Consider the following 20,521-nt stretch of genomic DNA (forward strand, 5'->3'; position numbering starts at 1 on the left):
CGTTCAGGCGTCCAGGATGACGGAACGGCTGAGGTTCCGCGGCTGGTCGGGGTCGAGGCCGCGGGCGACGGCGCGATCGAGTGCGACGCGGTGCAGCCGAACGAGGTCGGCCATCGGGTCGATCGAGTTCTGCTCGAAGCGCGCGCCGGTGGCTTCGACCTGCGCGGCGAGACCCTCGGGCGCCTCTCCGAACTGCCAGGTCACGCGGCCGGGCGCGGCGATCGCGATCGGACCGTGGCGGTATTCCATCGAGGGGTACGACTCGGTCCAGGACTGCGAGGATTCGCGCATCTTCAGCGCGGCCTCGTGTGCGAGACCGACGGTCCAGCCACGGCCGAGGAACGAGTACTGCTCGGCATCGAGGAGTTCGGCGTCATCCGTCGAATCCAGAACGGCGCGAGCGTCGGCGATCGCCTGGCTGAGGTCTTCTCCGAGCGAGGCGCGGAAGAGAGCCAGCGCGGTGGTCGCGAACCGCGTCTGCACGACCGACTTCTCGTCGGCGAACGGCAGCAGCACGGCGTCGTCGACGAGCGAGACGAGCGGCGACTCCGGGTCTCCGATCACGCCGATCGTCCGGACGCGTCCTCGGAGGCCTTCGACGAGCTCGAGCACCTCGGTCGTCGTGCCGGAGCGGGTGAGTGCGACGACGGCGTCGTAGCCGCGGTCGACGAACGACTCGGATGCCGCGAACGCATCGGTCTCGCCGAAGCCGGCGGTCTCGCGCAGCACGGCGTAGGACTGCGCCATGAACCAGGAGGTGCCGCATCCGACGACCGCGACGCGTGCGCCCTTGGCGGGAAGGGCTTGCTGCCCCTCACGCAGATCGGCGGCCTGCGCCCACATATCGGGCTGCGAAGTGAGCTCTTCACGCATGTGTGCGCCAGGCAGGGAATCGGTCATCGATGGGACCCTTTCATCAAAGATGCATATTTGTGATTGTTTTAAGCCGGTTTCGATCATAGAGTATCGCTCGATGAGAACAACATGGGGTTCGAGATTCGCCGGGCGTCACCGAAAGCGGGCGAGCGTCGCGGTGAGCGTCGCGAGCGTTTCGTCCGTCGTCGGCACCCCGCCGGCGCGCAGCGCGAGCACGCCCGCTCCGATGACCCCGTCGACGACCGGACGCAGATCCAGGCCGACCGCGGCAGCTCCGAGGCGCCTCATGAAAGCATCCCGCACCGCTCCGGGGCGCGACAGCACGCCACCTCCCGCGACGAGCGGCCCCGGTCCGGTCAGGACGGCGATCAGCGAGTCGGCGAGATGCTCGCCCGCCCGTCGCAGAATGCGCTCGGCCACCGGATCTCCTTCGGTCGCGAACGCGAGCGGCGCCAGCGAGGCGAGCTCGATCGGCGGCCGGGCGTACAGCGCGTCGACGATCCGCTCCAGCATGACCGAGCGGCCGTCGCCGCGCGTGGACTCCGAGGGGATGCCGAGATGATCGAGCACCCCGCGCGTCAGCGCCGTCTCCGGTCCCGTGGCGTCGAGATCCTGCACCACGGCCCTGGCGACGCGGCGACCGATCCAGAAGCCGCTGCCGCGGTCGCCCAGCAGCCAGCCCAGACCGTCGCTCGCCACGTCGATCCGACCGCCCGAGATGCGGATGACGCTTGCCCCGGTGCCGGACACGATCGCGTACCCGAACTCCTCCGCCGCCCCGCTGAAATACGTCGCCAGCAGATCGGACTCGAAGGCGAGTCGTCCGGTGAAGCCGGCAGCGGTCAGCCGGTCGCGAAGCCGCTCCGCCCCGGCGCCGGACGCTCGCTGTCCGGCCATGGCCGCGGTGATCACGGCAATGTCGCCCACCGCACAGCCGGCCGACGCGACCGCCCCCTGAACGGCCTCCAGCACGCCGTCCGCCGCCCGCTCAGGACCCGCAGAGATCGGGTTGCCGCGCCCGCCGACGCCGTAGCCGAGACACGCCCCGCCGGCGTTCGTCAGCACCGCCCTGGTCGATGTTCCACCGGCGTCCACGCCCAACATCAACATGTCGTGACCCATTTGTTATGCGTCCTAACTTGACCTTGATGCGCCGTGAGCATAGCTTCAACCCAAGGGAAATCCCGGGGTCGGATTCTGGAGGCAATGGTGCCACGCAGCATGGGCCTCGGCAATGGCGAGGCCGGCAACCCGACGACCTGTCAGTGAAGCAGTTCCAGCAAGGAGACCCGCGATGACCGATGCGTCAGACCTGTTCCGCGAGGCGCAGACCCGACTCGCGGAACTGACCGCTCGAGCCGAATCCGGTGCCTTCGACGGTGCGATCGGACTGCTGGTCGGCGCTCTCGACGGCGGCGGCGTCATCCACGCCTTCGGCACCGGACACTCCGAAGCCTTCGCCATGGAGATCTCCGGGCGCGCAGGCGGACTCATCCCGACCAACCGCTTCGCGCTCCGCGACATCGTGATGCACGGAGATCGCGACGTCGAGGTGCTCACCGGCGCGTTGGAGCGCGAACCGTGGGTCGTCGAGGAGCTCATGGCAACCGTCCCGGTGGGCGAGAACGACATCTTCGTGATCGCCTCGAACTCCGGCGTGAACGGATCCATCGTCGGCGCAGCGCTGTGGGCGAAAGAGCACGGGCACAGCGTGATCGCGGTGACCAGCCTGGAGCACACCGCACGCGTGCAGCCGAAGCATCCGTCCGGCCAGCGTCTCAGCGAGGTCGCCGACATCGTCATCGACAACCTCGCCCCCTACGGCGACACGACTCTCGAGGTCGCCGACGGCATCGGAGCCGGCGCGATCTCGTCGATCACCGCCGCGTACATCGCTCAGCTGCTCACGCTCGGGGTGGCGCGCACGATCGCCGACCGCGGCGAGACGCCCCCGATGTACATCTCCGCCAACATTCCCGGCGGCGACGACCACAACTCAGTCCTCGAAGACCGCTACCGCGGCCGCATCCGACGGGGCGCCTGAGCGCACCCGACACACCCTCACCGATCACACCACAACGAAAGGTACGAAGATGGAACTCAACAACCAGTCCATCAGCCGCCGCAACCTGCTGCGCGGTGCAGCCGCGACGGCGCTGCTGCTGCCCTTTGGCATGTCCCTCGCATCCTGCGCCGCACCCGGCGGCGGCGGAAGCACCGGACCCAAGGGCGAGGTGACATCCGACAACCCGTTCGGTGTCGCAGCCAACACGACCGTCGACGCGGTCATCTTCAACGGTGGCTACGGCGTCGACTACGTCGAGAACGCCGCGAAGCTGATGGAGAAGAGCAAGGGTCTCGACGGCGTCACCGTCAAGGTCTCGCCCTCGACCAAGATCGCCACCGAACTGCAGCCGCGCTTCGTCGGCGGCAACCCGCCGGACCTCATCGACAACTCCGGCGCGAACTCGATCGGCTGGAACACGATCATCGACCAGCTCGAAGACCTCACCTCGGTGATCGACTCCGAGAACCTCGAGGGCGAGAAGATCCGCGACACGCTGTACGGCGGCGTCGAGGCTCCCGGTACGTTCGACGGCAAGTTCGTCGCACTGAACTACGTCATGACCGTGTACGGCCTGTGGTACTCGTCGAGCCTGTTCGAGGAGAACGGCTGGAAGGTGCCGACGAGCTGGCAGGACCTCAAGGCTCTCGGCGAGGCCGCAAAGGCACAGGGCAAGTTCCTGTTCCTCTGGGGCAAGGAAGCGGCGACCTACTACCAGACGATGGTCGTCGACTCGGCCGTCATCCAGGGTGGCGACGACGTGCGCCTGCCGCTCGAGAACCTCGAAGAGGGATGCTGGTCCAACCCGGTCATCCAGGACATCCTGACGATCTTCCACGACCTGATCGCTTCGGGTTACGTGAAGCCGGGCGGTTCGGGCACGCAGTTCACCGAGGCGCAGGCGCAGTGGAGCAACAAGCAGGAGGCGCTGCTGTACCCGTCGGGCTCGTGGATCGAGAACGAGATGAAGTCGCAGACGAAGGAGGGCTTCGCGATGAAGGGCCTCGCCGAGCTGCCCCTCAACACCAGCCAGACGACCCCGGCCGGCACGATGCGCGCCGAGGCCGGCGAGCCGTTCGTCGTTCCGACCAAGGCGAAGAACCCGGCCGGTGGCAAGGAGCTGCTGCGCACGATGCTCTCCAAGGAGTCGGCGACCGCCTTCGCGAAGGAGAAGCTCGCTCCGACGATCGTCAAGGGCACCGTTCCCGAAGACGGTTTCGGCTCGACCGCACTCGTGTCGCAGTCGGAACTGCTGGCGACCGCCGGTGAGAACGTCTTCACCATCAAGTCGTTCAACCTGTACGGCATGAACAGCGACCAGCTGCCGATCTGGAACTCGTTCCTCGACGGCAAGATGACGGTCGCTGAGATCACCCAGCAGCTGCAGGCCCTCACCGACAAGGTCCGCGACGACGACTCGGTCAACAAGATCGAGATCAAGTGACCTCACTTCCCGGTCTTGACTCGGCGACGAACACCGCCGCAGTCATCACTCCCAAGACGGGGCGGCGCAAGCCGCCCCGTCTTGGGCAGCGCCCGCTGACCTTCGATTACGTCTCCTTCCTGCTGGTGTTCCTCGTCCTGCCGGTGGCGATCTTCCTGATCTTCGTGATCTCGCCGTTCGTGCAGGCCGTGTATTACTCGATGACGAACTGGACCGGCTTCTCGCCGGAGATGGACTTCGTCGGGCTCAAGAACTTCGGTCGACTCTTCTCCGACTCGACGTTCCTCCAGGCCATGGGCAACAACATCCTTCTGGCGATCGCCGTGCCGCTGATCACCCTGTCGATCGCGCTCGTCTTCGCGAGCATGATCACGGTCGGCGGCCCGAGCAGTGGTCAGGTTCGCGGCCTCGGCGGATCGAGTTTCTACCGCGTCGTCTCGTTCTTCCCGTACGTCATTCCCGCGATCGTGATCGGCATCCTCTGGGCGCTGATCTACTCGCCGGAGGGGCTGCTCAACGGCATCCTCGATACGGCCGGACTGGATGTGAAGGGCTTCGCCTGGCTCGGCGACGAGACCACCGCGATGGGTGCGTCGATCTTCGTGATCGTCTGGGGCATGGTCGGCTTCTACATGGTGCTGTTCATCGCCGCGATCAAGGGCATCCCTGCCGAGACCTATGAGGCCGCCCGCATCGACGGCGCCGGCCGATTCCGCACGACGATCTCGATCACCCTCCCGCTGATCCGCGACAACGTGCAGACCGCGTACATCTACATCGGCATCATGGCACTCGACGCGTTCGTCTACATGGCGGCCCTGAACGCCACCGGCGGCCCCGGTAACACCACTCTCGTGATGTCGCAGTACCTGTACCGCACCGCATTCGAGAAGAGCCAGTTCGGCCTGGCGAGTGCCATGGGCGTCGTGCTCGCGGTGATCACGCTGCTGTTCGCCGCGCTCGTGTTCCTGGTCAACAGACTCACCGGCGGCAAAGACGATGGGGGACGCATATGAGCGACAAGACGCAGACCCTGATCTCGATCGATCCGAAGCGCGCCCGCAAGAATCCGGTTCTGGTCCGCAAGACCAGGACGACGACTGGCGACAAGGTCGTCGGCACCATCTCGCACATCGTGCTGGCCATCTGGTCGATCGTGGTGATCCTGCCGTTGCTGTGGACGCTGTTCAGCTCGTTCAAGTCCACGTCGGAGATCTTCGAATCGCCGTTCACGCTGCCGTCGTCGTGGGACTTCACGAACTACATCAACGCCTGGACGAAGCACAACTTCGGCCAGATGTTCCTGAACACGATCATCGTGGTCGGCGTCTCGCTGGTCCTGGTGATGCTGCTCGGCGCGATGTGCGCCTACGTGCTCGCGCGGTTCTCGGTGCCCGGCAGCAGGGTGATCTACTACCTGATGCTCGCGGGTCTCACCTTCCCGGTGTTCCTCGCGATCGTTCCGCTGTTCTTCGTCCTGCAGGGGATCGGATTGCTCGGCACTCTGCCGGGGCTCATCATCACCTATGTGGCGTTCGCGCTGCCGTTCACGGTGTTCTTCCTCTACTCGTTCTTCAAGTCGTTGCCGTACGAGATCCAGGAAGCGGCCTACGTCGACGGCGCGAGCGAATGGCGCACCTTCTTCCAGGTGATGCTGCCGATGGCCAAGCCCGGCCTGGCAGCGGTCGGCATCCTGAACTTCCTCGGCCTGTGGAATCAGTTCCTGCTGCCCGTCGCGTTGAACCCGAACTCATCGCAGTACGTGCTGTCGCAGGGAATGGCGGCGTTCGCGTCGGCCGCAGGGTACGAGGTCGACCAGGGCGCTCTGTTCGCCGCGGTGATCATCACGATCGTGCCGGTGCTCCTGGTGTACATCTTCTTCCAGCGTCAGCTGCAGGGATCGGTGTCGCAGGGCACCTCGAAGTAGCTTCACATTGAAGGCCCCGGAACGCCGTCGCGTTCCGGGGCCTTCAGCATTCTCAGGCGGATGCCACGACCCGGTAGGTCATTCCGACATGACCGCTCGGGTGCGAGACGACCCGATCCAGGTCGAGGCGGCGCTGGCCGAGCGACGTCGGCGTGAACGAGCGCCCCTCGCCGATGAGCACCGGTACGACGCGGAGGCGCAGCTCATCGACCAGACCAGCCTCGAACAGCGCGTCGGCGAGCTCGAGGCTGCCCCAGACGACGATCCGGCCGTACCGCTCCTTGAGATCGGTGACTGCACGTGTGGCGTCACCTCGGAGAATCTCGATCGCCCCGTCGCCCCAGGGCGCCTCGGTGAGCGTGTTCGAGATGACGAACTTCGGCAGGCGGTTGATCGGTTCGGCGACGACCTCGACGTCGGGGTCGGCCGTCGGCCAGTACCCCGCGAACATCCGGTAGGTGTTCGCGCCCAGCAGGATCGCGTCGACGCCGTGAAGGAACGCGAGCTGGTCGTCGTCATTGGCGTTGCCGACATCGGCGGCATCCATGAAGCCGATGCCGCCGTCGGGCTCTGCGGCGTATCCGTCGACGCTCACGATCTGCTCGACCGTGAGGAGGCCCATCAGGATGCCTCCCCGTCTAGATGCTCGACGAGGATGTCGAACGCCGAGTCCCAGCCGTCGTAGACGAACTCATCGCCCGGTGCACCGTCGAAACCCTGCAGATGGAACGTCATCAGCGTCTCATCGCCGGCATCGCCGTGCGTCGCGAAGTCGACGGTGATGACCGGGGCGGATTCGTCAGGATCGCCCTGAGATCCCCAGGTGAAGACGAGCCGCTCCGGCGGCGTGATCTCGCGGTACACCCCGGCGGTGGGATATTCCGTGCCGTCCGGCGCGATCATCGTGTAGCGGTACCGGCCGCCTGGTCGCGCATCGATCTCGACGCTCTCCCGGGGGAGACTCACGCCTCGCGGATGCCACCAGAAGATGGCCTCCTCGGGATCCGTCCAGGCGCGCCACACCAGGTCGCGGGGCGCGTCGAAGACGCGTGTGATGGTGAACTGCTTCTGGCTCGTCGCCGTCTGCTCAGGCATCGGTCGTTCCTTTCAGCTCCTGGAGTCGCTCACTGAGCGCGTCGAAGCGCGCGTTCCACTCGGCGCGGTGCCGCTCGACCCAGGCCGCAGCCTCGTCGAGGGGTTCCGTGCGGAGCGTGCACCGTCGCCATTGCGCGTCGACGGTCCGCTCGACGAGACCGGCGCGCTCGAGCACCTTGAGGTGCTGCGAGATCGCGGGGCGGCTCATCGCGAACGGCTCGGCCAGTTCTCCGACGGTCGTCGAGCCGCTGCTGAGGCGCGAGATCATCGCACGCCTGGTCGGATCGGCGAGGGCCTGGAAGACGAGGCTGAGTTCATCCGCTGCATCCATGTAAGCAAATCCTTAATTAGTGGATGCCTTAACTATGCGCGCGTGCGAGGGCGCCGTCAAGCCTTCCGTGCGGCATCGGTGATCTCCCCCGAGCGCGGCGGACCCTCGTCAGCGGCCTTCGGCCGCCTCGGTGTGATGGCGGATGACCTCGGCCACGACGAAGTTGAACCACTTCTCGGCGAACTCGGGGTCGAGGTGGGCCTCTTCGGCGAGCGCCCGGAGGCGGGCTGTCTGCTGCTCTTCGCGCCGCGGGTCGGATGCCGGCATCTCATGCTCGGCCTTCAGGTGCCCGACCTGTTGGGTGGCACGGAAACGCTCGGCCAGCATGAAGATGAGGGCGGCATCGATGTTGTCGATCGTGGCACGCAGCCGTAGCAGTTCTTCCCGGGGGTCCATGGCTGCTGTCATGCCCCTACTCTAGGAGGTTCCGCCGCCGTCGATCCCAGCTGTGACACCGATATCGTGAGGGCATGAGCAACGACGAATCGACGACACCCGACGTCATCGACGACACCCCGCCCGTCGAGGTGCCGCCGTCACCCGCTCCCTCCTCCGCATCGGTGCCGCGCGCCGTGGTCATCGAGCCGATGACGCCGAGCCGCTCTTTCTGGACGCGCATCGACCGGCCCTTCGTCTTCGGGTTCCTGGTCACGCTCGGGGGGCTCGCGGCCGTTCTGCTGGGTCTTGCCCTGTCGAACCTCGCGACCGTGCTCATCTATATCGCGTTGGCGCTCTTCGCAGCTCTCGGCCTCGACCCCGCCGTCCGGTTCCTCGAGCGGCGCGGCCTCTCCCGCGCCGTGGCCGTGGCCGTCGTGATCCTCGGCCTCATCGTGGTCGTCGCGCTGATCCTGTGGATGGTGCTTCCGATCGTGATCGAGCAGATCGCCAGCTTCGTCCGCTCGGTGCCGGCGATGATCCAGGAGTTCACCGCTACCGATCTCTACGCCACCCTCGACAGGCAGTTCGGCGACCAGTTCCAGACCCTCGTCGCCGATATCCAGAAGTTCCTCTCCGACCCGGGCAACATCGCCGCGATCGGCGGCGGCGCCCTGCAGGTGGGTGCCTCGATCGCGACGGGCATCTCCGGCGCCATCGTCGTACTCGTGCTCACGATCTATTTCGTCGCCACGCTTCCCGGGATGAAGAAGGGGATGCTCAGCCTCGCCCCGGCCCGCGACCGCGCCCGCACCGCAGACATCACCGATCTGATCACCGATGCGGTCGGCGGCTACGTGATGGGGATGGTCGTACTGGCCTTCTTCAACGCGATGATCGCTCTCGTGCTGTACACAGCGCTCGGCCTGCCCTTCCCGCCGCTGATGGCGACCGTCGCGTTCTGCGTCACCCTGATCCCGCTGGTCGGCTCCGTGATGTTCTGGGTCATCGGCACCGGACTCGCCCTGTTCACCGACCCGGTGGCCGCGCTCATCTTCGGGATCATCTACCTCGTCTACATGCAGGTCGAGGCGTATGTGATCACCCCCCGCGTGATGAACAGGGCGATCTCGATCCCTGGCTCACTCGTGGTGATCGGCGCTCTCGCCGGAGGCACACTGCTCGGGCTCCTCGGCGCGCTGGTGGCCGTGCCGGTTGCGGCATCCATCCTGATCATCATCAAGCAGGTGTGGGTGCCGCGTCAGGACGCCAGGGTCTAGAGCTCCTGATCGACGATGCCGACGAATCGGCTTCCGACGCCCTCGAACTGGCCGCGATGGTGCCCATCAGCCGGCTTCGGAAGTTCGCCGAGTGCGTGGTGGCGGCAACTGACGTACGTGAACTCCGGCCACCACTTCTTGGGCCTGGTCGTCTCGGTGTAGCCGCACACTTCGCAGGTCAGGGTGACCCACACGGGGCGGGCGCCCTTCTTGCGGTTCGACCGCGACTGGACGAGCCACGCGGGCGGATCCTGTTCGAGCGCCACGAGCTCGGATTCGCTCGCCCCGTCGCCGAATCCGTGGCGGTCGGCCATCTCCAGGGAGATGTCGAGCCGTTGGGCGAGATCTCGCTTCGAGATCATGCCGATCTATCCGTTGCCATGGACTCCATTGTCTCAGGCCGCACGCCCGCATGCAGAGGGGGCCTTCCGATGGTCATCGGAAGGCCCCCTGTCTGTCCGGTCAGAGCAGGCCGTTCTTCTCCAGCCAGGACTTCGCGATGTCGGCCGCCGACTTCTGGTCGACCGTGCTCTGCACGTTGAGGCCCACCAGTTCCTCGGCGGTGAGCTTCGCGCTGATGGCGTTGATGACGTCGGCGATCTCGTCGGCGACGTCGGTCGAGGCGATCGGCACGACGTTCGAGGCCAGGATGATGTTCTCCGGGTCTTCGAGTGCGACGATCTCCTCCGTCTGGAAAGCCGGGTCTGCCGAGTAGATGTCGGCGACCTGGATCTCGCCGGCCAGCAGCGACTCCAGCGTGGTCGGCCCGGTCGCGGAGAACGCCAGGTCGACGCCGTAGACCTCCTTGGCCGCAGCCGGCCCATACGGACGCTCCTCGAACTCGGGAGCGGCGCCGATCGTGACCGGGGTGGTGACCTTCGACAGGTCGGAGATGCTCGTCAGCTTGTTCGCGTCGGCGAAGCTCTTCAGCACCGTGTAGGTGTCCTGATCGGATGCCTCGGCGTACTCGAGTGCGGTGAGGCCGTCGGGCAGTGCATCCTGCAGAGCCGCATACACGTCGTCGGGGCTGGTCGCGGTGGCGCTGTCGTCGAGATACTCGAGCAGGTTGCCCGTGTACTCGGGGAACAGGTCGATCGCGCCGGACTCCACGTCGGGCATGTACACGTCGCGCTGGCCGATGGTGAACTGGCGGTCGACCGTGAAGTCGGCCGCCTCGAGGGCCTGGGCGTAGATCTCGGCGATGATCTCGTTCGAGTAGTACGCCTGCGATCCGATGACGATGGTGTCGTCACCGCCGCCGCCTGCGCCGGTCTCCTCGGACGGCGCGTCGAGCGGGTTGCTGCTCGCACAGCCGGCGAGAACGAGGGATGCGGCAAGGGCGAGGCCCCCCGCGAGAGCGAGTCGAGACTTACGTGCTGTGAACATGGGGCTTCTCTTTCTCTGGAGCTTTCTGGGGTCTTGAGGTCGGGGACGCATGCGGTCAGGCGGGCGCCGGTGAGGCGTGGGCAGATGAGGATCGCGCGCGGCGGCGCTCCCGCGCGGGCACCGCGCGCACCCCCGCCGGGACAGCGGCGTGCTGGGCGAGGGCGAGCAGCAGGTCGACGAGCAGAGCGAGCAGCGCGACGAGGATCGCACCGCCGAGGACCTGGTCGAACTTCTGCAGCGGAATGCCCTGGATGATCGGCCAGCCGAGGCCGCCCAGGTTCACGTAGGCGGCGATGGTGACCGTAGCGATGACCTGGAGCAGCGCCGACCGCAGCCCGCCGACCAGCAGCGGCAACCCCAGTGGCACCTCCACTTTCCAGAACACCTGCCACTCGGTCATCCCCATCGCCCGTGCGGCATCCAGCACGCGGCGATCGATCGCCTCCAACCCGGTGTAGGCGCCCGCGAGGAGTGACGGGATGGCGAGGAGCACGAAGGTGATGATCGCGGCCTCCGGCACGCGCAGCACGCCCAGCAGCAGGACCATCAGCACCATCAGGCCGAACGACGGGATCGCCCTGGCGGCCCCCGAGATCGCGACGGCGATCTCTCGACCGCGACCGGTGTGCCCGATGAGCCATCCCGCGGGCAGGGCGATGAGCGCGGCGATCAGGACCGAGATGAGCGTGTAGGCGATGTGCTGGCCGAACAGGACCGGAAGAGCGTAGGTGCCCTGCCACCGATCAGGCGAGAACAGCCAGGCGAAAGCATCGGCGAAAAGGTTCATGCGGCCGCCCTCATCGTCGCCGCCGGGCTCGGCGCGGTCTTCGCGGTCTTCGCCACTGCACGAGTCCAGGGCATCAGCGCCCGCCCCGCGAGCAGCAGCAGGAAGTCGACGATCAGCGCGATCACCACGACGGCGATCACTCCGGCGAGGACCTCCGCGATGATGCGGCGCTGCAGACCGTCGGTGAACAGGTATCCGAGGTTTCGGACGCCGATCAGGATGCCCACCGTGGCGAGGGAGATCGTGCTGACGGCGGTCACCCGGAGACCCGCGAGGATCACGGGCCCGGCGAGCGGGAACTCGACCGCCCAGAATCGCCGGAACGGCGCGAAACCGGTGGCGGTGGCGGCCTGGCGCACACCGTCGTCCACCGAATCGAGCCCGTCTGCGACGGCCCGCACCAGGATCGCGACGGCGTAGATCGTCAGCGCGATGATGAGGTTGGCCTCGCTCCTCGCCGAATAGCCGACGACGGAGGGCAGGAGGATCAGCAGCGCCAACGAGGGGATCGTGTACAGCAGCCCGGTGAGCGCGATGATCGGACCGCGGACGAGGCGGTAGCGCCACGCCACCCATCCGAGCGGCAGCGACAGCAGGAAGCCGAGCACGATCGGCACGACGCTCTGCCGGAGGTGCGCCGCGGTCAGCTCGAGGATGAGCCCGAGGTTGTCGAGGACCCAGGTCACAGCGAGCCGTCCTGCGCACGACTTCCGGCGACGGCATCCGCCGTGTCGGCGACTTCGGCCTGCTCGACGATCGCGCCCTGCGTGCGCCCCTCTGAGTCGACGACGACGGTGCCGCGTGGCGTCTGCTTGAGGTGCAGTGCGCGTCGGCCGCGCTCGACGCCGATGAACGCCGAGACGAAATCATTCGCCGGATTCTCGATGATCTCGCTCGGGCTGCCCACCTGCACGATGCGCGCGCCCTTGTCGAGGATCACGACCTGGTCGCCGAGCAGGAATGCCTCGTCGATGTCGTGGGTCACGAAGACGACCGTCTTGTCGAGCTCGTGCTGCAGCCGGATGGTCTCCTGCTGCAGATCGGCGCGGACGATCGGATCGACGGCTCCGAACGGCTCGTCCATGAGCAGGATGTTCGGGTCGGCGGCGAGTCCGCGGGCGACGCCGACGCGCTGCTGCTGTCCGCCGGACAGCTGACTCGGGTACCGATCGGCGAGACTCTGGGCGAGGCCCACGGTGTCGAGAAGTTCCCGTGCCCGCTGATGCGCGGCCGACCGGCTCACCCCGTTCAGCCGCAGCACGGTCGCCACGTTGTCGATCACCGTGAAGTGCGGCATGAGTCCGGAGTTCTGCATGACGTAACCGATGCTCCGGCGAAGCGCGACCGGATCGCCGCCGAGCACGCTCTCGCCGTCGATCTCGACGTCACCGGACGTCGGCTCGACCATGCGGTTGATCATCCGCAGGAGCGTGGTCTTGCCGCATCCCGATGACCCGACGAACACGGTCGTCTTTCGCGAGGGCAGCACGAGGCTGAAATCGTCGACGGCCACGGTGCCATCGGGGAACTGCTTCGTGACGGAACGGAACTCGATCATGGGCTGGTCTCCAGACGGTCGATCGACTCGATTTCGAGCGTATAAGAGGTCACGGACATCCTGGGCAGGGTTGTGCCGACCGGGTTCGATGTGCACACAGATGCACCGCTGACCCGGACGCGCGGCCTACCGCGGAGATCCTTGGTCTGTTCGGAGCCGAAGCACGGACGGATTGGACCGTGCACCGCGCTCGGAGGTGCGAGGTGAGCGAGTCACGCGGAGTCCCGTCCGTACGCCTCGAGCAGCCGGAGCCAGACCTCGCTCATCGTCGGATACGCGGGGACCGCATGCCAGAGGCGGGAGATCGGCACTTCGCCGACGACGGCGACGGTGGCCGCCTGAAGGAGCTCGGCGACGCCGGGGCCGACGAACGTCGCCCCGAGGATCACGTCGCGCTCGGTGTCGACGACGAGTCGCGCCTGGCCTTCGAAGCCGTCCTCGTACAGTCGCGCGCCGTCCACGTGCCCCAGGTCGTAGTCGACAACCCGCACGGCGTTTCCCGCTTCCCGCGCGGCATGCTCGGTGAGTCCGACCGATGCGACCTCCGGCTCCGAGAACGTGACCTGAGGCACGGCCGCGTGGTCGGCGGTGGCGGCATGACGGCCCCATCCTGCGGCATCCACGGTCTCCCCCTTGGCCCTCGCCGCGATGACATCGCCGGCGGCCCGCGCCTGGTACTTGCCCTGGTGGGTGAGCAGCGCACGGCCGTTGACGTCGCCGACCGCGTAGAGCCAATCCATCCCGGGTACGCGCAGCGTGTCATCCGTCTGGATCCATCGGCCGGGGGTGAGGCCGACGGTCTCCAGGCCGATGTCGTCACTGCGGGCCCGACGCCCGGTCGCGACCAGCACCTCGTTCGCCGTGATCTCGCTGCCGTCGTCGAGCGCGATGGTCACTCCGGATGGGTCTCGACGCACCGATGTCGTGCCGGTGCTGGTACGGAGGTCGACGCCGAGCCCGCGAAGGCCTGCGGCGACCCGCTCCCCTGCGAACGGCTCCATCGATCCGAGCAGCTCCCCGCGGGCGATCAGCGTCACCGTCGAGCCGAGGCTCGCGTAGGCGGTCGCCATCTCCACCGCGACAACGCCACCCCCGATGATCGCGAGCGCGTCGGGCACCTCCTGGGCGCTCGTCGCCTCTCGGCTCGTCCAGGGCGACGCGTCACGCAATCCATCGATCGGCGGGATGACCGCATCCGATCCGGTGCTGATCGCGACCGCGTGCCGCGCCTTCAGCACCCGGGTCGCCCCGTCCGCGTCGGTGACGGTGACTTCGCGTTCCCCGGTGAGACGGCCGTGCCCGCGCGCGAGATCGATGCCGGCGGAGTTCAGCCACTGCACCTGTCCGTCATCCGACCAGTTGCTGGCGAACCCGTCGCGGCGGGCGAGCACCGCGCGCACGTCGAGCGCTCCGGTCACGGCCTCGGCCGCACCACCGACGCGTTGAGCCGCGCGGAGCGCCTGCGCCGGACGCAGCAGAGCCTTCGACGGCATGCACGCCCAGTAGGAGCATTCGCCGCCCACGAGTTCGCTCTCCACGATGATCGCGCTGAGCCCGGCCTGCACGGCGCGATCGGCGACGTTCTCACCGACCGGTCCTCCGCCCAGGATGATCAGGTCATACTCTTCGGTCGCCATCGTCGCCTCTTCCTCCGGGTCTGGCCGCAGAGCCCAGTCTCACCGAAGTGCAACGTCGAGTCACGGACTTTGTTCCGCATCCGACGCGCTCAGGGAATCAGCACGACCTTTCCGCGCTGGCGACGCTCCTCGATGGCCGCGTGCGCGGCGCCGGCATCCTCCAGCGGGAACTCGTCGACCGGAGGCGCCGTTCGCCCCTCCGCGACCGCATCGAGCGCACGGCGCTCCAGCACGCGCAGCTGGGTGACGGGGCGCCCGAGCGGAACCGTGACCGTGAGGGAGCGTTCGACGATGTCGTCGGTGTCGAGCCGCACGGCCGCACCGCTCGACCATCCGATGATCACGATGCGCGCGCCGCGCCCGAGTGTCTCGACAGCCGCCCTGCCGATCGCGCCGCCGACGCCGTCGAGCAGCAGCGACGGCGTCCTCTCGCCGAGTGCCGCGATCATGCGTTCGGGCCATGTCTCGTCCGTGGCATCCAGTGGCAGAAAACGACCGCGATCAGCCGCAGACACGGAATCGAGCCGCTCGACGACGGCCCGCTTCGCCTCGCCCCCGAAGAGGGCGACCACCGTGGACCCCGCCGACAGCGCCAGCTGGACGAGCTGGCTGCCGAGCCCGCCGGATGCTCCGGGGACGATGACGACGTCGCCCTCCTGCATCCCCGCGTGCTCGAGCACGAGCTGCGCCGTGCGCCCCGTGCCGATCGCGGCGACCGCTTGGGCAAAGGGCACGGACTCCGGGATGACGTGAAGGGCGGTCGCCGGAGCGAGTGCGAACTCGGCGTACCCGCCGTTCAGGAATCCGACGTGTGCGACGACGCGCGCGCCGAGGAGATTCTCGTCGACGTCTGCCGCCACGGCATCCACGATGCCTGCGACTTCACGGCCGGGCGTCATCGGAAGAAGCGTCTGCGGCATCGACGCGGGGCCTTCGCCGCGGCGGATGTCGGTGTCCACGGCGTGCACCCCCGCCGCGCCGACCCGGATGCGCACCTGCCCCTCGCCGGGCTCCGGCATCGGCACGTCTTCAACGGTGAGCACGTCCGGCCAGCCGAGTTCACGCTGGACGACCGCTCTCATGGTTCCCGCTCTCCCGATATCCGTGGTCATGCTCTCGCCTCCGTGCTCGTCGAGGCGCTGCTGATGCCCGCCCGCACCCTGGGCGCCAGGACGGCGGCGGCGACGGCGAGCGCACCGGCGAGGGCGAAGACGGCCGTGAAGGGATCTCCGCTGGTCGCCACAGCGGCGAACAACGCCCCGGTGATGGCGAGAGCCAGAGCGCTCCCGAAGGAGTCGGCGACCGTCATCGCCGCGCTGTTGAACCCCTGGGTCTCCGGGGTCGACATGCCGAGCGTCAGCGCACTCGACCTCGGGCTCATCAGCCCCATCCCGGTGCCCGCGATGATCCACGCGACGGCGATCGTCGCGGCATCCCAGCGGAACGCCGCCGTCAGCACCGTCAGAAGGATGCCCGCCAGCACGAGCAGGGTGCCGACCCGCACCGCCGTCACGCTGGACAGGCGTGCACCCATCCGCCCCTGCACCGTCGCAGCCGTGGACCATGCCAGCGCACCACCGGTCAGCGCGAGCCCCGCGAGCGTGGGTGACAGGGCGTACCGATCGGTCAGCAGATACGGCAGGTAGACCTGCGTGCCGAAGAAGGCGGCGGCACCGAGTCCGCGGACCAGGATGACCGCCGGAAGACCGCGGCGCGCGCGCAGGGTTCCCGGCGGAACCAGTGCCCGCACCGCGACGAGGGCGATGATCACCGCGCCGATCGCGAGTACGGGCCCGAGGCCGGGCACATCGCTCAGGAGGTCGAGTGCGAGCACGGCCAGCGCCGCGAGCACCGACCAGCCGAGGCGGCCGTATGCCCACGGCGTCGACGGGTCGCCGGCGTCATCGGACAGTCCTCGGAGCGCGGGGATCACCATGAGCAGTGCCGCCAAGACGAGGATGACGACGCCGAGGAACACCCAGTGCCAGCTCCAGAGCTCCGTCACCGCGCCAGCGAGCGTCGGTCCGATCAACGAGGGCACGACCCAGGCGGCTGCGAACCCAGCGAAGATCGCCGGATGGAGGTCGGGCGGGTACACCCGGGCGACGACGACATACAGGGCCACCATCAGCGCTCCGCTTCCCAGACCCTGGGCGAAGCGTCCCGCGACCAGGACCTCCATGCTGGGCGCGAGTCCGGCGATCAGCAGACCGACGACGAAGACGGTGACAGCCGTGTACAGCGGCCCCTTCGGCCCGCGCCGATCCGCCCAGTTGCCCGCTGCGACCATACCGATCACGCCGGTGGCGAGCGGGCCTGCGAACGCCAGCGCGTACAGGCTCTCGCCGTTCAGATCGGCACTCACAACGGGCATCACGGTGGTCACGGCCAGGGATTCGAATGCGCCGAGGAACACGAGCGCGCACGCGCCGATGGTGATCCAGAGATACCCGCTGCTCATGATCCCCGGCGCGGAGGTCTTCGCCGTCCGCACTTCTTCGGTGTTCGTTGTCATGAGGACGACGCTAAGACTTCAACTATGGTTGAGGTCAAGTGACCGGCGTGGCGAGGAGAAGAGCATGCCCCAATTGGTCGGCGACAAGAACCGTCAGCTCACGATCGGCGAGCTCTCCGCCCGCAGCGGGGTGGCCGCATCCGCCCTTCATTTCTACGAACGAAACGGCCTGATCTTCTCCGAGCGCACCGCGGGCAACCAGCGCCGCTACGGCCGCGACACCCTGCGTCGCGTCGCGTTCATCAGGGTCTCGCAGCGCGTCGGCATCCCGCTCAAGGACATCCGTACGGCGCTCGAATCCCTTCCCGAAGGCCGCACACCCACCAAGCGGGATTGGGCGCGACTCTCGCAGCGCTGGCGCGACGAGCTCGACGCGCGCATCCGACAGTTGGAGCACCTGCGGCGCGACCTCGACGGATGCATCGGGTGCGGTTGCCTGAGCCTGAACTCCTGCGCGCTGCAGAACCCCGGCGATGTGCTCGGACGCAACGGTGCCGGCCCGATCCGCTGGCTCGCGAAGGGCGGACACCCCGTCGCGGAGTGACGGCTCCCGCCGCCGACTGTTCACAATTCAGGAAGAACGGCAGCGACACCCGGTGCACCCGGGCGTTCCAGACTGATTCGCCGCACTTTTCCTGAGTTGTGAACGTACCGAGCGGGTGACGGGCTCGGGTGAGAGGGCGGGAGGGGCGCCTCAGCGCACCGGCAGGAAGTGCGTCGGCGTCGGGGCGGGTGCCTGATGGCGGATGCCCAGGGGCGCGCCCGTGCGCTCGTCGAGGTCGAGCAGGCTGATCGTGTCGGACCGCTGCCCTGCGACGAGCAGCTTGCCCTCGTGCACGAGGTGGTGCCGCGGCCAGTCCACGCCGGAGTCGGCGAGGGCGATCGGTTCCAGGGCCGCACCGCCGTCACGGACTCGAAGCGCCGCGATCGTGTTGCTGCCGCGCAGCGCCGTGTAGAGGAAGGCGCCATCGCGAGTGCGGGCGAGCTCGGCGGGGAAGTCGAATCCGACCTGGGCGATGGGGGCCGACAGCGTCGACGAGACCACACCCCACTGGCCTTCGCGGGACGCCGCGAGCGTGAACACCTCGCACGAGTACTCGGTGACGACGTGCAGGTGTCCGCTCGGATGCACCACCATGTGACGGGGCCCCGTGCCCTGCGGCAGCACGACCTCGTGATCGAGGATGAGCCCGCTCGCTGAGGCACGCCAGATGCGCACCAGATCGAAGCCGAGGTCGGTGGTCGCGATGCGGCCGTCCGGGAGGAACGCGGCGGCGTGCGCGTGCGATTCGCGTTCCATGCCGCTTTCGGCATACGGGTCGGATGCGGCGACGCCTGTGCCCGCGGGGGCGGCGTCATCCGGGTCGGGCTCGCCGAAGAATGCGGCACGCAGCGCGGCCGCACGGTTGTCGGTATCCGGGATCAGCCGGCCGGCGGCGTCGACACCGATGCGCACCACTCGGCCGTCGCCGTAGCAGCTGGCGATCAGCGAGGAGCCGCTCGGCGAGATGGCGACGTGGCAGACGTACTTCCCGACCGGCACCGGCTCTCCGAGTGGCGACAGCGATGACTCGCCGGTACGAGCGAAGGCCTGCACCGCGGCGTCACCCTCCAACGCCGCGTAGACGACGTCGAGGGTCGGATGCTGCGCCAGCCACGACGGCGACGGCGTATCGGTGACCGCACCGCGATAGGCGAGCGACGTGGCCTCACGCCCTTCGTCTCCCGCCAGCATCCCGATGCCCGCGGCCGAACCATCCATGCCGGGGCCGTAGCCGCCGATCCAGAAACGTGTCACGAGTGCGAGGCTCAGTCGACCAGGTCGTGACGGACGATGACCTGATCGCGCTCGGGCCCGACGCCGATCACCGAGATGCGGGTGCCGCTCATCGCCTCGAGTGCCAGAACGTAGTCCTGCGCGTTCTTCGGCATGTCCTCGAACGTGCGCGCGGTCGAGATGTCCTCGCTCCAGCCCGGGTAGTACTCCAGGATCGGCTTCGCGTGGTGGAAGTCGGTCTGGTTCACCGGCACCTCGTCGAAGCGCACGCCGTCGACGTCGTAGGCGACGCAGACCGGGATCTGCTCAAGGCCGGTGAGGATGTCGAGCTTGGTGAGCACAAGATCCGTGATGCCGTTCACCCTGGTCGCGTAGCGCGTGATCGGGGCGTCGTACCAGCCCACCCGGCGGGGACGCCCGGTGGTGGTGCCGAACTCGAAGCCGCGCGAACGCAGCCATTCGCCCTGCTCATCGAAGAGCTCGGTGGGGAAGGGACCGGAGCCGACGCGGGTCGTGTACGCCTTCACGATCCCGACGATGCGGTCGAGGCTGCCGGGGCCGACACCCGATCCGGTCGAGGCGCCACCGGCGGTCGCGGACGACGAGGTCACGAACGGGTAGGTGCCATGGTCGACGTCGAGCATGGTCGCCTGGCCGCCTTCGAAGACGACGACCTCATTGCGATCGAGGGCCTCGGCGAGGAGGTAGCCGGTGTCGGCGACCATCGGACGCAGCCGCTCGGCGTAGGAGAGCAGGTCTTCGACGACCTCGTCGGCGGTGATCGCGCGACGGTTGAAGATCTTCACCAGCAGGTGGTTCTTCTGGTCGAGTGCGCCCTCCACCTTCTGGCGCAGGATGTTCTCGTCGAAGAGATCCTGCACGCGGATGCCGACGCGGTTGATCTTGTCGGCGTAGGCCGGGCCGATGCCGCGGCCGGTGGTGCCGATCATGCGCTTGCCGAGGAAGCGCTCGGTGACCTTGTCGAGCGTGCGGTGGTACTGCGTGATGATGTGCGCGTTCGCGCTGACGCGCAGCCGGGAGACGTCGATGCCACGGGCCGAGAGCGCTTCGAGCTCGAAGAAGAGCACTTCGAGGTCGATGACCACGCCGTTGCCGATCACCGGGGTCACTCCGGGCGAGAGGATGCCGGAGGGCAGCAGGTGCAGCGCGTACTTCTCGTCGCCGACGACGACGGTGTGCCCGGCGTTGTTGCCGCCGTTGAACTTCACCACCCAGTCGGTGCGCTCACCGAGCAGATCGGTGGCCTTGCCTTTTCCTTCGTCGCCCCACTGCACGCCGATGATCACGATTCCTGGCATGGGTAACCCCCCTGCTTTCGCCGGGCTTGCACCGGCCGATGAGCTGGCCCTATTCGGGCGGTCCCCATCCTACCGAAGGGCTGTACAGATGCCGTTGGGCCGGTGCCTCACGCCGAAACGAGGGTTCCCGCATGAGACGGAGTCAGCCT

At 67.8% G+C, this 20,521-nt stretch carries 22 protein-coding genes; 6 read left to right on the plus strand and 16 right to left on the minus strand.

Annotation, left to right across the window (positions count from 1 at the left end; translation table 11 throughout):
- Positions 1-3: 3 nt before the first annotated feature.
- Together MRBLWO13_RS04175 and MRBLWO13_RS04180 are read right to left on the minus strand one after the other, a co-directional pair.
- Complete coding sequence (locus tag MRBLWO13_RS04175; protein WP_341976548.1) at positions 4-900, minus strand: sugar isomerase; 897 nt, start codon at positions 898-900, stop codon at positions 4-6.
- Between the two features lie 108 nt (positions 901-1,008).
- Positions 1,009-1,986 carry a BadF/BadG/BcrA/BcrD ATPase family protein gene (locus MRBLWO13_RS04180; protein ID WP_341976549.1) on the minus strand — a complete coding sequence of 326 codons (978 nt, stop codon included), beginning with the start codon at positions 1,984-1,986 and terminating at the stop codon, positions 1,009-1,011.
- 184 nt (positions 1,987-2,170) lie between these two features.
- Between MRBLWO13_RS04180 and MRBLWO13_RS04185 the strand changes: the two genes are divergently transcribed.
- The 4 genes from MRBLWO13_RS04185 to MRBLWO13_RS04200 are packed head-to-tail and all read left to right on the plus strand — an operon-like array spanning position 2,171 to position 6,312.
- Positions 2,171-2,920 (plus strand): SIS domain-containing protein, encoded by a 750-nt coding sequence (locus MRBLWO13_RS04185; RefSeq protein ID WP_341976550.1) that lies wholly within the window; start codon positions 2,171-2,173, stop codon positions 2,918-2,920.
- A 49-nt stretch (positions 2,921-2,969) separates the two neighbouring features.
- Complete coding sequence (gene ngcE / locus MRBLWO13_RS04190) at positions 2,970-4,385, plus strand: N-acetylglucosamine/diacetylchitobiose ABC transporter substrate-binding protein (protein WP_341976551.1); 1,416 nt, start codon at positions 2,970-2,972, stop codon at positions 4,383-4,385.
- Positions 4,382-5,401, plus strand: coding sequence for a sugar ABC transporter permease (locus MRBLWO13_RS04195; RefSeq protein WP_341976552.1), 1,020 nt, complete (start codon positions 4,382-4,384; stop codon positions 5,399-5,401). The genes ngcE and MRBLWO13_RS04195 overlap by 4 nt, the downstream gene beginning before the upstream one ends.
- Positions 5,398-6,312 (plus strand): carbohydrate ABC transporter permease, encoded by a 915-nt coding sequence (locus MRBLWO13_RS04200; protein WP_341976553.1) that lies wholly within the window; start codon positions 5,398-5,400, stop codon positions 6,310-6,312. Before MRBLWO13_RS04195 ends, MRBLWO13_RS04200 begins: the two co-directional genes overlap by 4 nt.
- A gap of 52 nt (positions 6,313-6,364) precedes the next feature.
- On the opposite strand, the gene MRBLWO13_RS04205 is transcribed toward MRBLWO13_RS04200, so the two are convergent.
- The 4 genes from MRBLWO13_RS04205 to MRBLWO13_RS04220 all read right to left on the minus strand — a co-directional run bounded on the left by MRBLWO13_RS04205 (position 6,365) and on the right by MRBLWO13_RS04220 (position 8,146).
- Positions 6,365-6,934, minus strand: a complete 570-nt coding sequence (locus tag MRBLWO13_RS04205; protein ID WP_341976554.1) for a dihydrofolate reductase family protein — start codon at positions 6,932-6,934, stop codon at positions 6,365-6,367.
- Positions 6,934-7,407 carry an SRPBCC domain-containing protein gene (locus MRBLWO13_RS04210; protein WP_341976555.1) on the minus strand — a complete coding sequence of 158 codons (474 nt, stop codon included), beginning with the start codon at positions 7,405-7,407 and terminating at the stop codon, positions 6,934-6,936. Before MRBLWO13_RS04210 ends, MRBLWO13_RS04205 begins: the two co-directional genes overlap by 1 nt.
- The gene (locus MRBLWO13_RS04215; protein WP_341976556.1) at positions 7,400-7,738 is read right to left on the minus strand and encodes a metalloregulator ArsR/SmtB family transcription factor; all 339 of its coding nucleotides are present in this window, start codon (positions 7,736-7,738) and stop codon (positions 7,400-7,402) included. Before MRBLWO13_RS04215 ends, MRBLWO13_RS04210 begins: the two co-directional genes overlap by 8 nt.
- 108 nt (positions 7,739-7,846) lie before the next feature.
- Positions 7,847-8,146 (minus strand): chorismate mutase, encoded by a 300-nt coding sequence (locus tag MRBLWO13_RS04220; protein WP_341976557.1) that lies wholly within the window; start codon positions 8,144-8,146, stop codon positions 7,847-7,849.
- A gap of 62 nt (positions 8,147-8,208) precedes the next feature.
- Here MRBLWO13_RS04220 and MRBLWO13_RS04225 point away from each other — a divergent pair, with 62 nt between their 5' ends.
- Positions 8,209-9,393 (plus strand): AI-2E family transporter, encoded by a 1,185-nt coding sequence (locus MRBLWO13_RS04225; protein WP_341976558.1) that lies wholly within the window; start codon positions 8,209-8,211, stop codon positions 9,391-9,393.
- On the opposite strand, the gene MRBLWO13_RS04230 is transcribed toward MRBLWO13_RS04225, so the two are convergent.
- The 8 genes from MRBLWO13_RS04230 to MRBLWO13_RS04265 all read right to left on the minus strand — a co-directional run bounded on the left by MRBLWO13_RS04230 (position 9,390) and on the right by MRBLWO13_RS04265 (position 17,222).
- Entirely contained in the window at positions 9,390-9,755 is a 366-nt protein-coding gene (locus MRBLWO13_RS04230) for a hypothetical protein (RefSeq protein WP_341976559.1), read from the minus strand. The genes MRBLWO13_RS04225 and MRBLWO13_RS04230 overlap by 4 nt on opposite strands.
- A gap of 100 nt (positions 9,756-9,855) precedes the next feature.
- Positions 9,856-10,779 (minus strand): ABC transporter substrate-binding protein, encoded by a 924-nt coding sequence (locus tag MRBLWO13_RS04235; protein WP_341976560.1) that lies wholly within the window; start codon positions 10,777-10,779, stop codon positions 9,856-9,858.
- A 55-nt stretch (positions 10,780-10,834) separates the two neighbouring features.
- On the minus strand, positions 10,835-11,566 hold the full coding sequence (locus MRBLWO13_RS04240; RefSeq protein WP_341976561.1) for an ABC transporter permease subunit: 732 nt from the start codon (positions 11,564-11,566) through the stop codon (positions 10,835-10,837).
- A complete protein-coding gene (locus MRBLWO13_RS04245; protein WP_341976562.1) occupies positions 11,563-12,252 on the minus strand; it encodes an ABC transporter permease in 690 nt (229 codons plus the stop codon). The genes MRBLWO13_RS04240 and MRBLWO13_RS04245 overlap by 4 nt, the downstream gene beginning before the upstream one ends.
- Positions 12,249-13,124, minus strand: coding sequence for an ATP-binding cassette domain-containing protein (locus MRBLWO13_RS04250; protein ID WP_341976563.1), 876 nt, complete (start codon positions 13,122-13,124; stop codon positions 12,249-12,251). The genes MRBLWO13_RS04245 and MRBLWO13_RS04250 overlap by 4 nt, the downstream gene beginning before the upstream one ends.
- Positions 13,125-13,336: 212 nt before the next feature.
- Complete coding sequence (locus MRBLWO13_RS04255; RefSeq protein WP_341976564.1) at positions 13,337-14,761, minus strand: NAD(P)/FAD-dependent oxidoreductase; 1,425 nt, start codon at positions 14,759-14,761, stop codon at positions 13,337-13,339.
- An 89-nt stretch (positions 14,762-14,850) separates the two neighbouring features.
- Positions 14,851-15,873 carry a zinc-binding dehydrogenase gene (locus tag MRBLWO13_RS04260; protein ID WP_341976565.1) on the minus strand — a complete coding sequence of 341 codons (1,023 nt, stop codon included), beginning with the start codon at positions 15,871-15,873 and terminating at the stop codon, positions 14,851-14,853.
- Complete coding sequence (locus tag MRBLWO13_RS04265; RefSeq protein ID WP_341978272.1) at positions 15,870-17,222, minus strand: MFS transporter; 1,353 nt, start codon at positions 17,220-17,222, stop codon at positions 15,870-15,872. The genes MRBLWO13_RS04260 and MRBLWO13_RS04265 overlap by 4 nt, the downstream gene beginning before the upstream one ends.
- 52 nt (positions 17,223-17,274) lie before the next feature.
- Between MRBLWO13_RS04265 and soxR the strand changes: the two genes are divergently transcribed.
- Positions 17,275-17,820, plus strand: coding sequence for a redox-sensitive transcriptional activator SoxR (gene soxR, locus MRBLWO13_RS04270; protein WP_341978274.1), 546 nt, complete (start codon positions 17,275-17,277; stop codon positions 17,818-17,820).
- Between the two features lie 150 nt (positions 17,821-17,970).
- On the opposite strand, the gene MRBLWO13_RS04275 is transcribed toward soxR, so the two are convergent.
- Both MRBLWO13_RS04275 and MRBLWO13_RS04280 read right to left on the minus strand, forming a co-directional pair.
- Entirely contained in the window at positions 17,971-19,074 is a 1,104-nt protein-coding gene (locus tag MRBLWO13_RS04275; RefSeq protein ID WP_341976566.1) for a beta-propeller fold lactonase family protein, read from the minus strand.
- 11 nt (positions 19,075-19,085) lie between these two features.
- Positions 19,086-20,372: an adenylosuccinate synthase gene (locus MRBLWO13_RS04280; RefSeq protein WP_341976567.1), complete on the minus strand. Its 1,287-nt coding sequence runs from the start codon at positions 20,370-20,372 to the stop codon at positions 19,086-19,088.
- Positions 20,373-20,521 lie beyond the last annotated feature (149 nt).

It is taken from the genome of Microbacterium sp. LWO13-1.2, assembly GCF_038397725.1.
GTDB lineage: Bacteria > Actinomycetota > Actinomycetes > Actinomycetales > Microbacteriaceae > Microbacterium.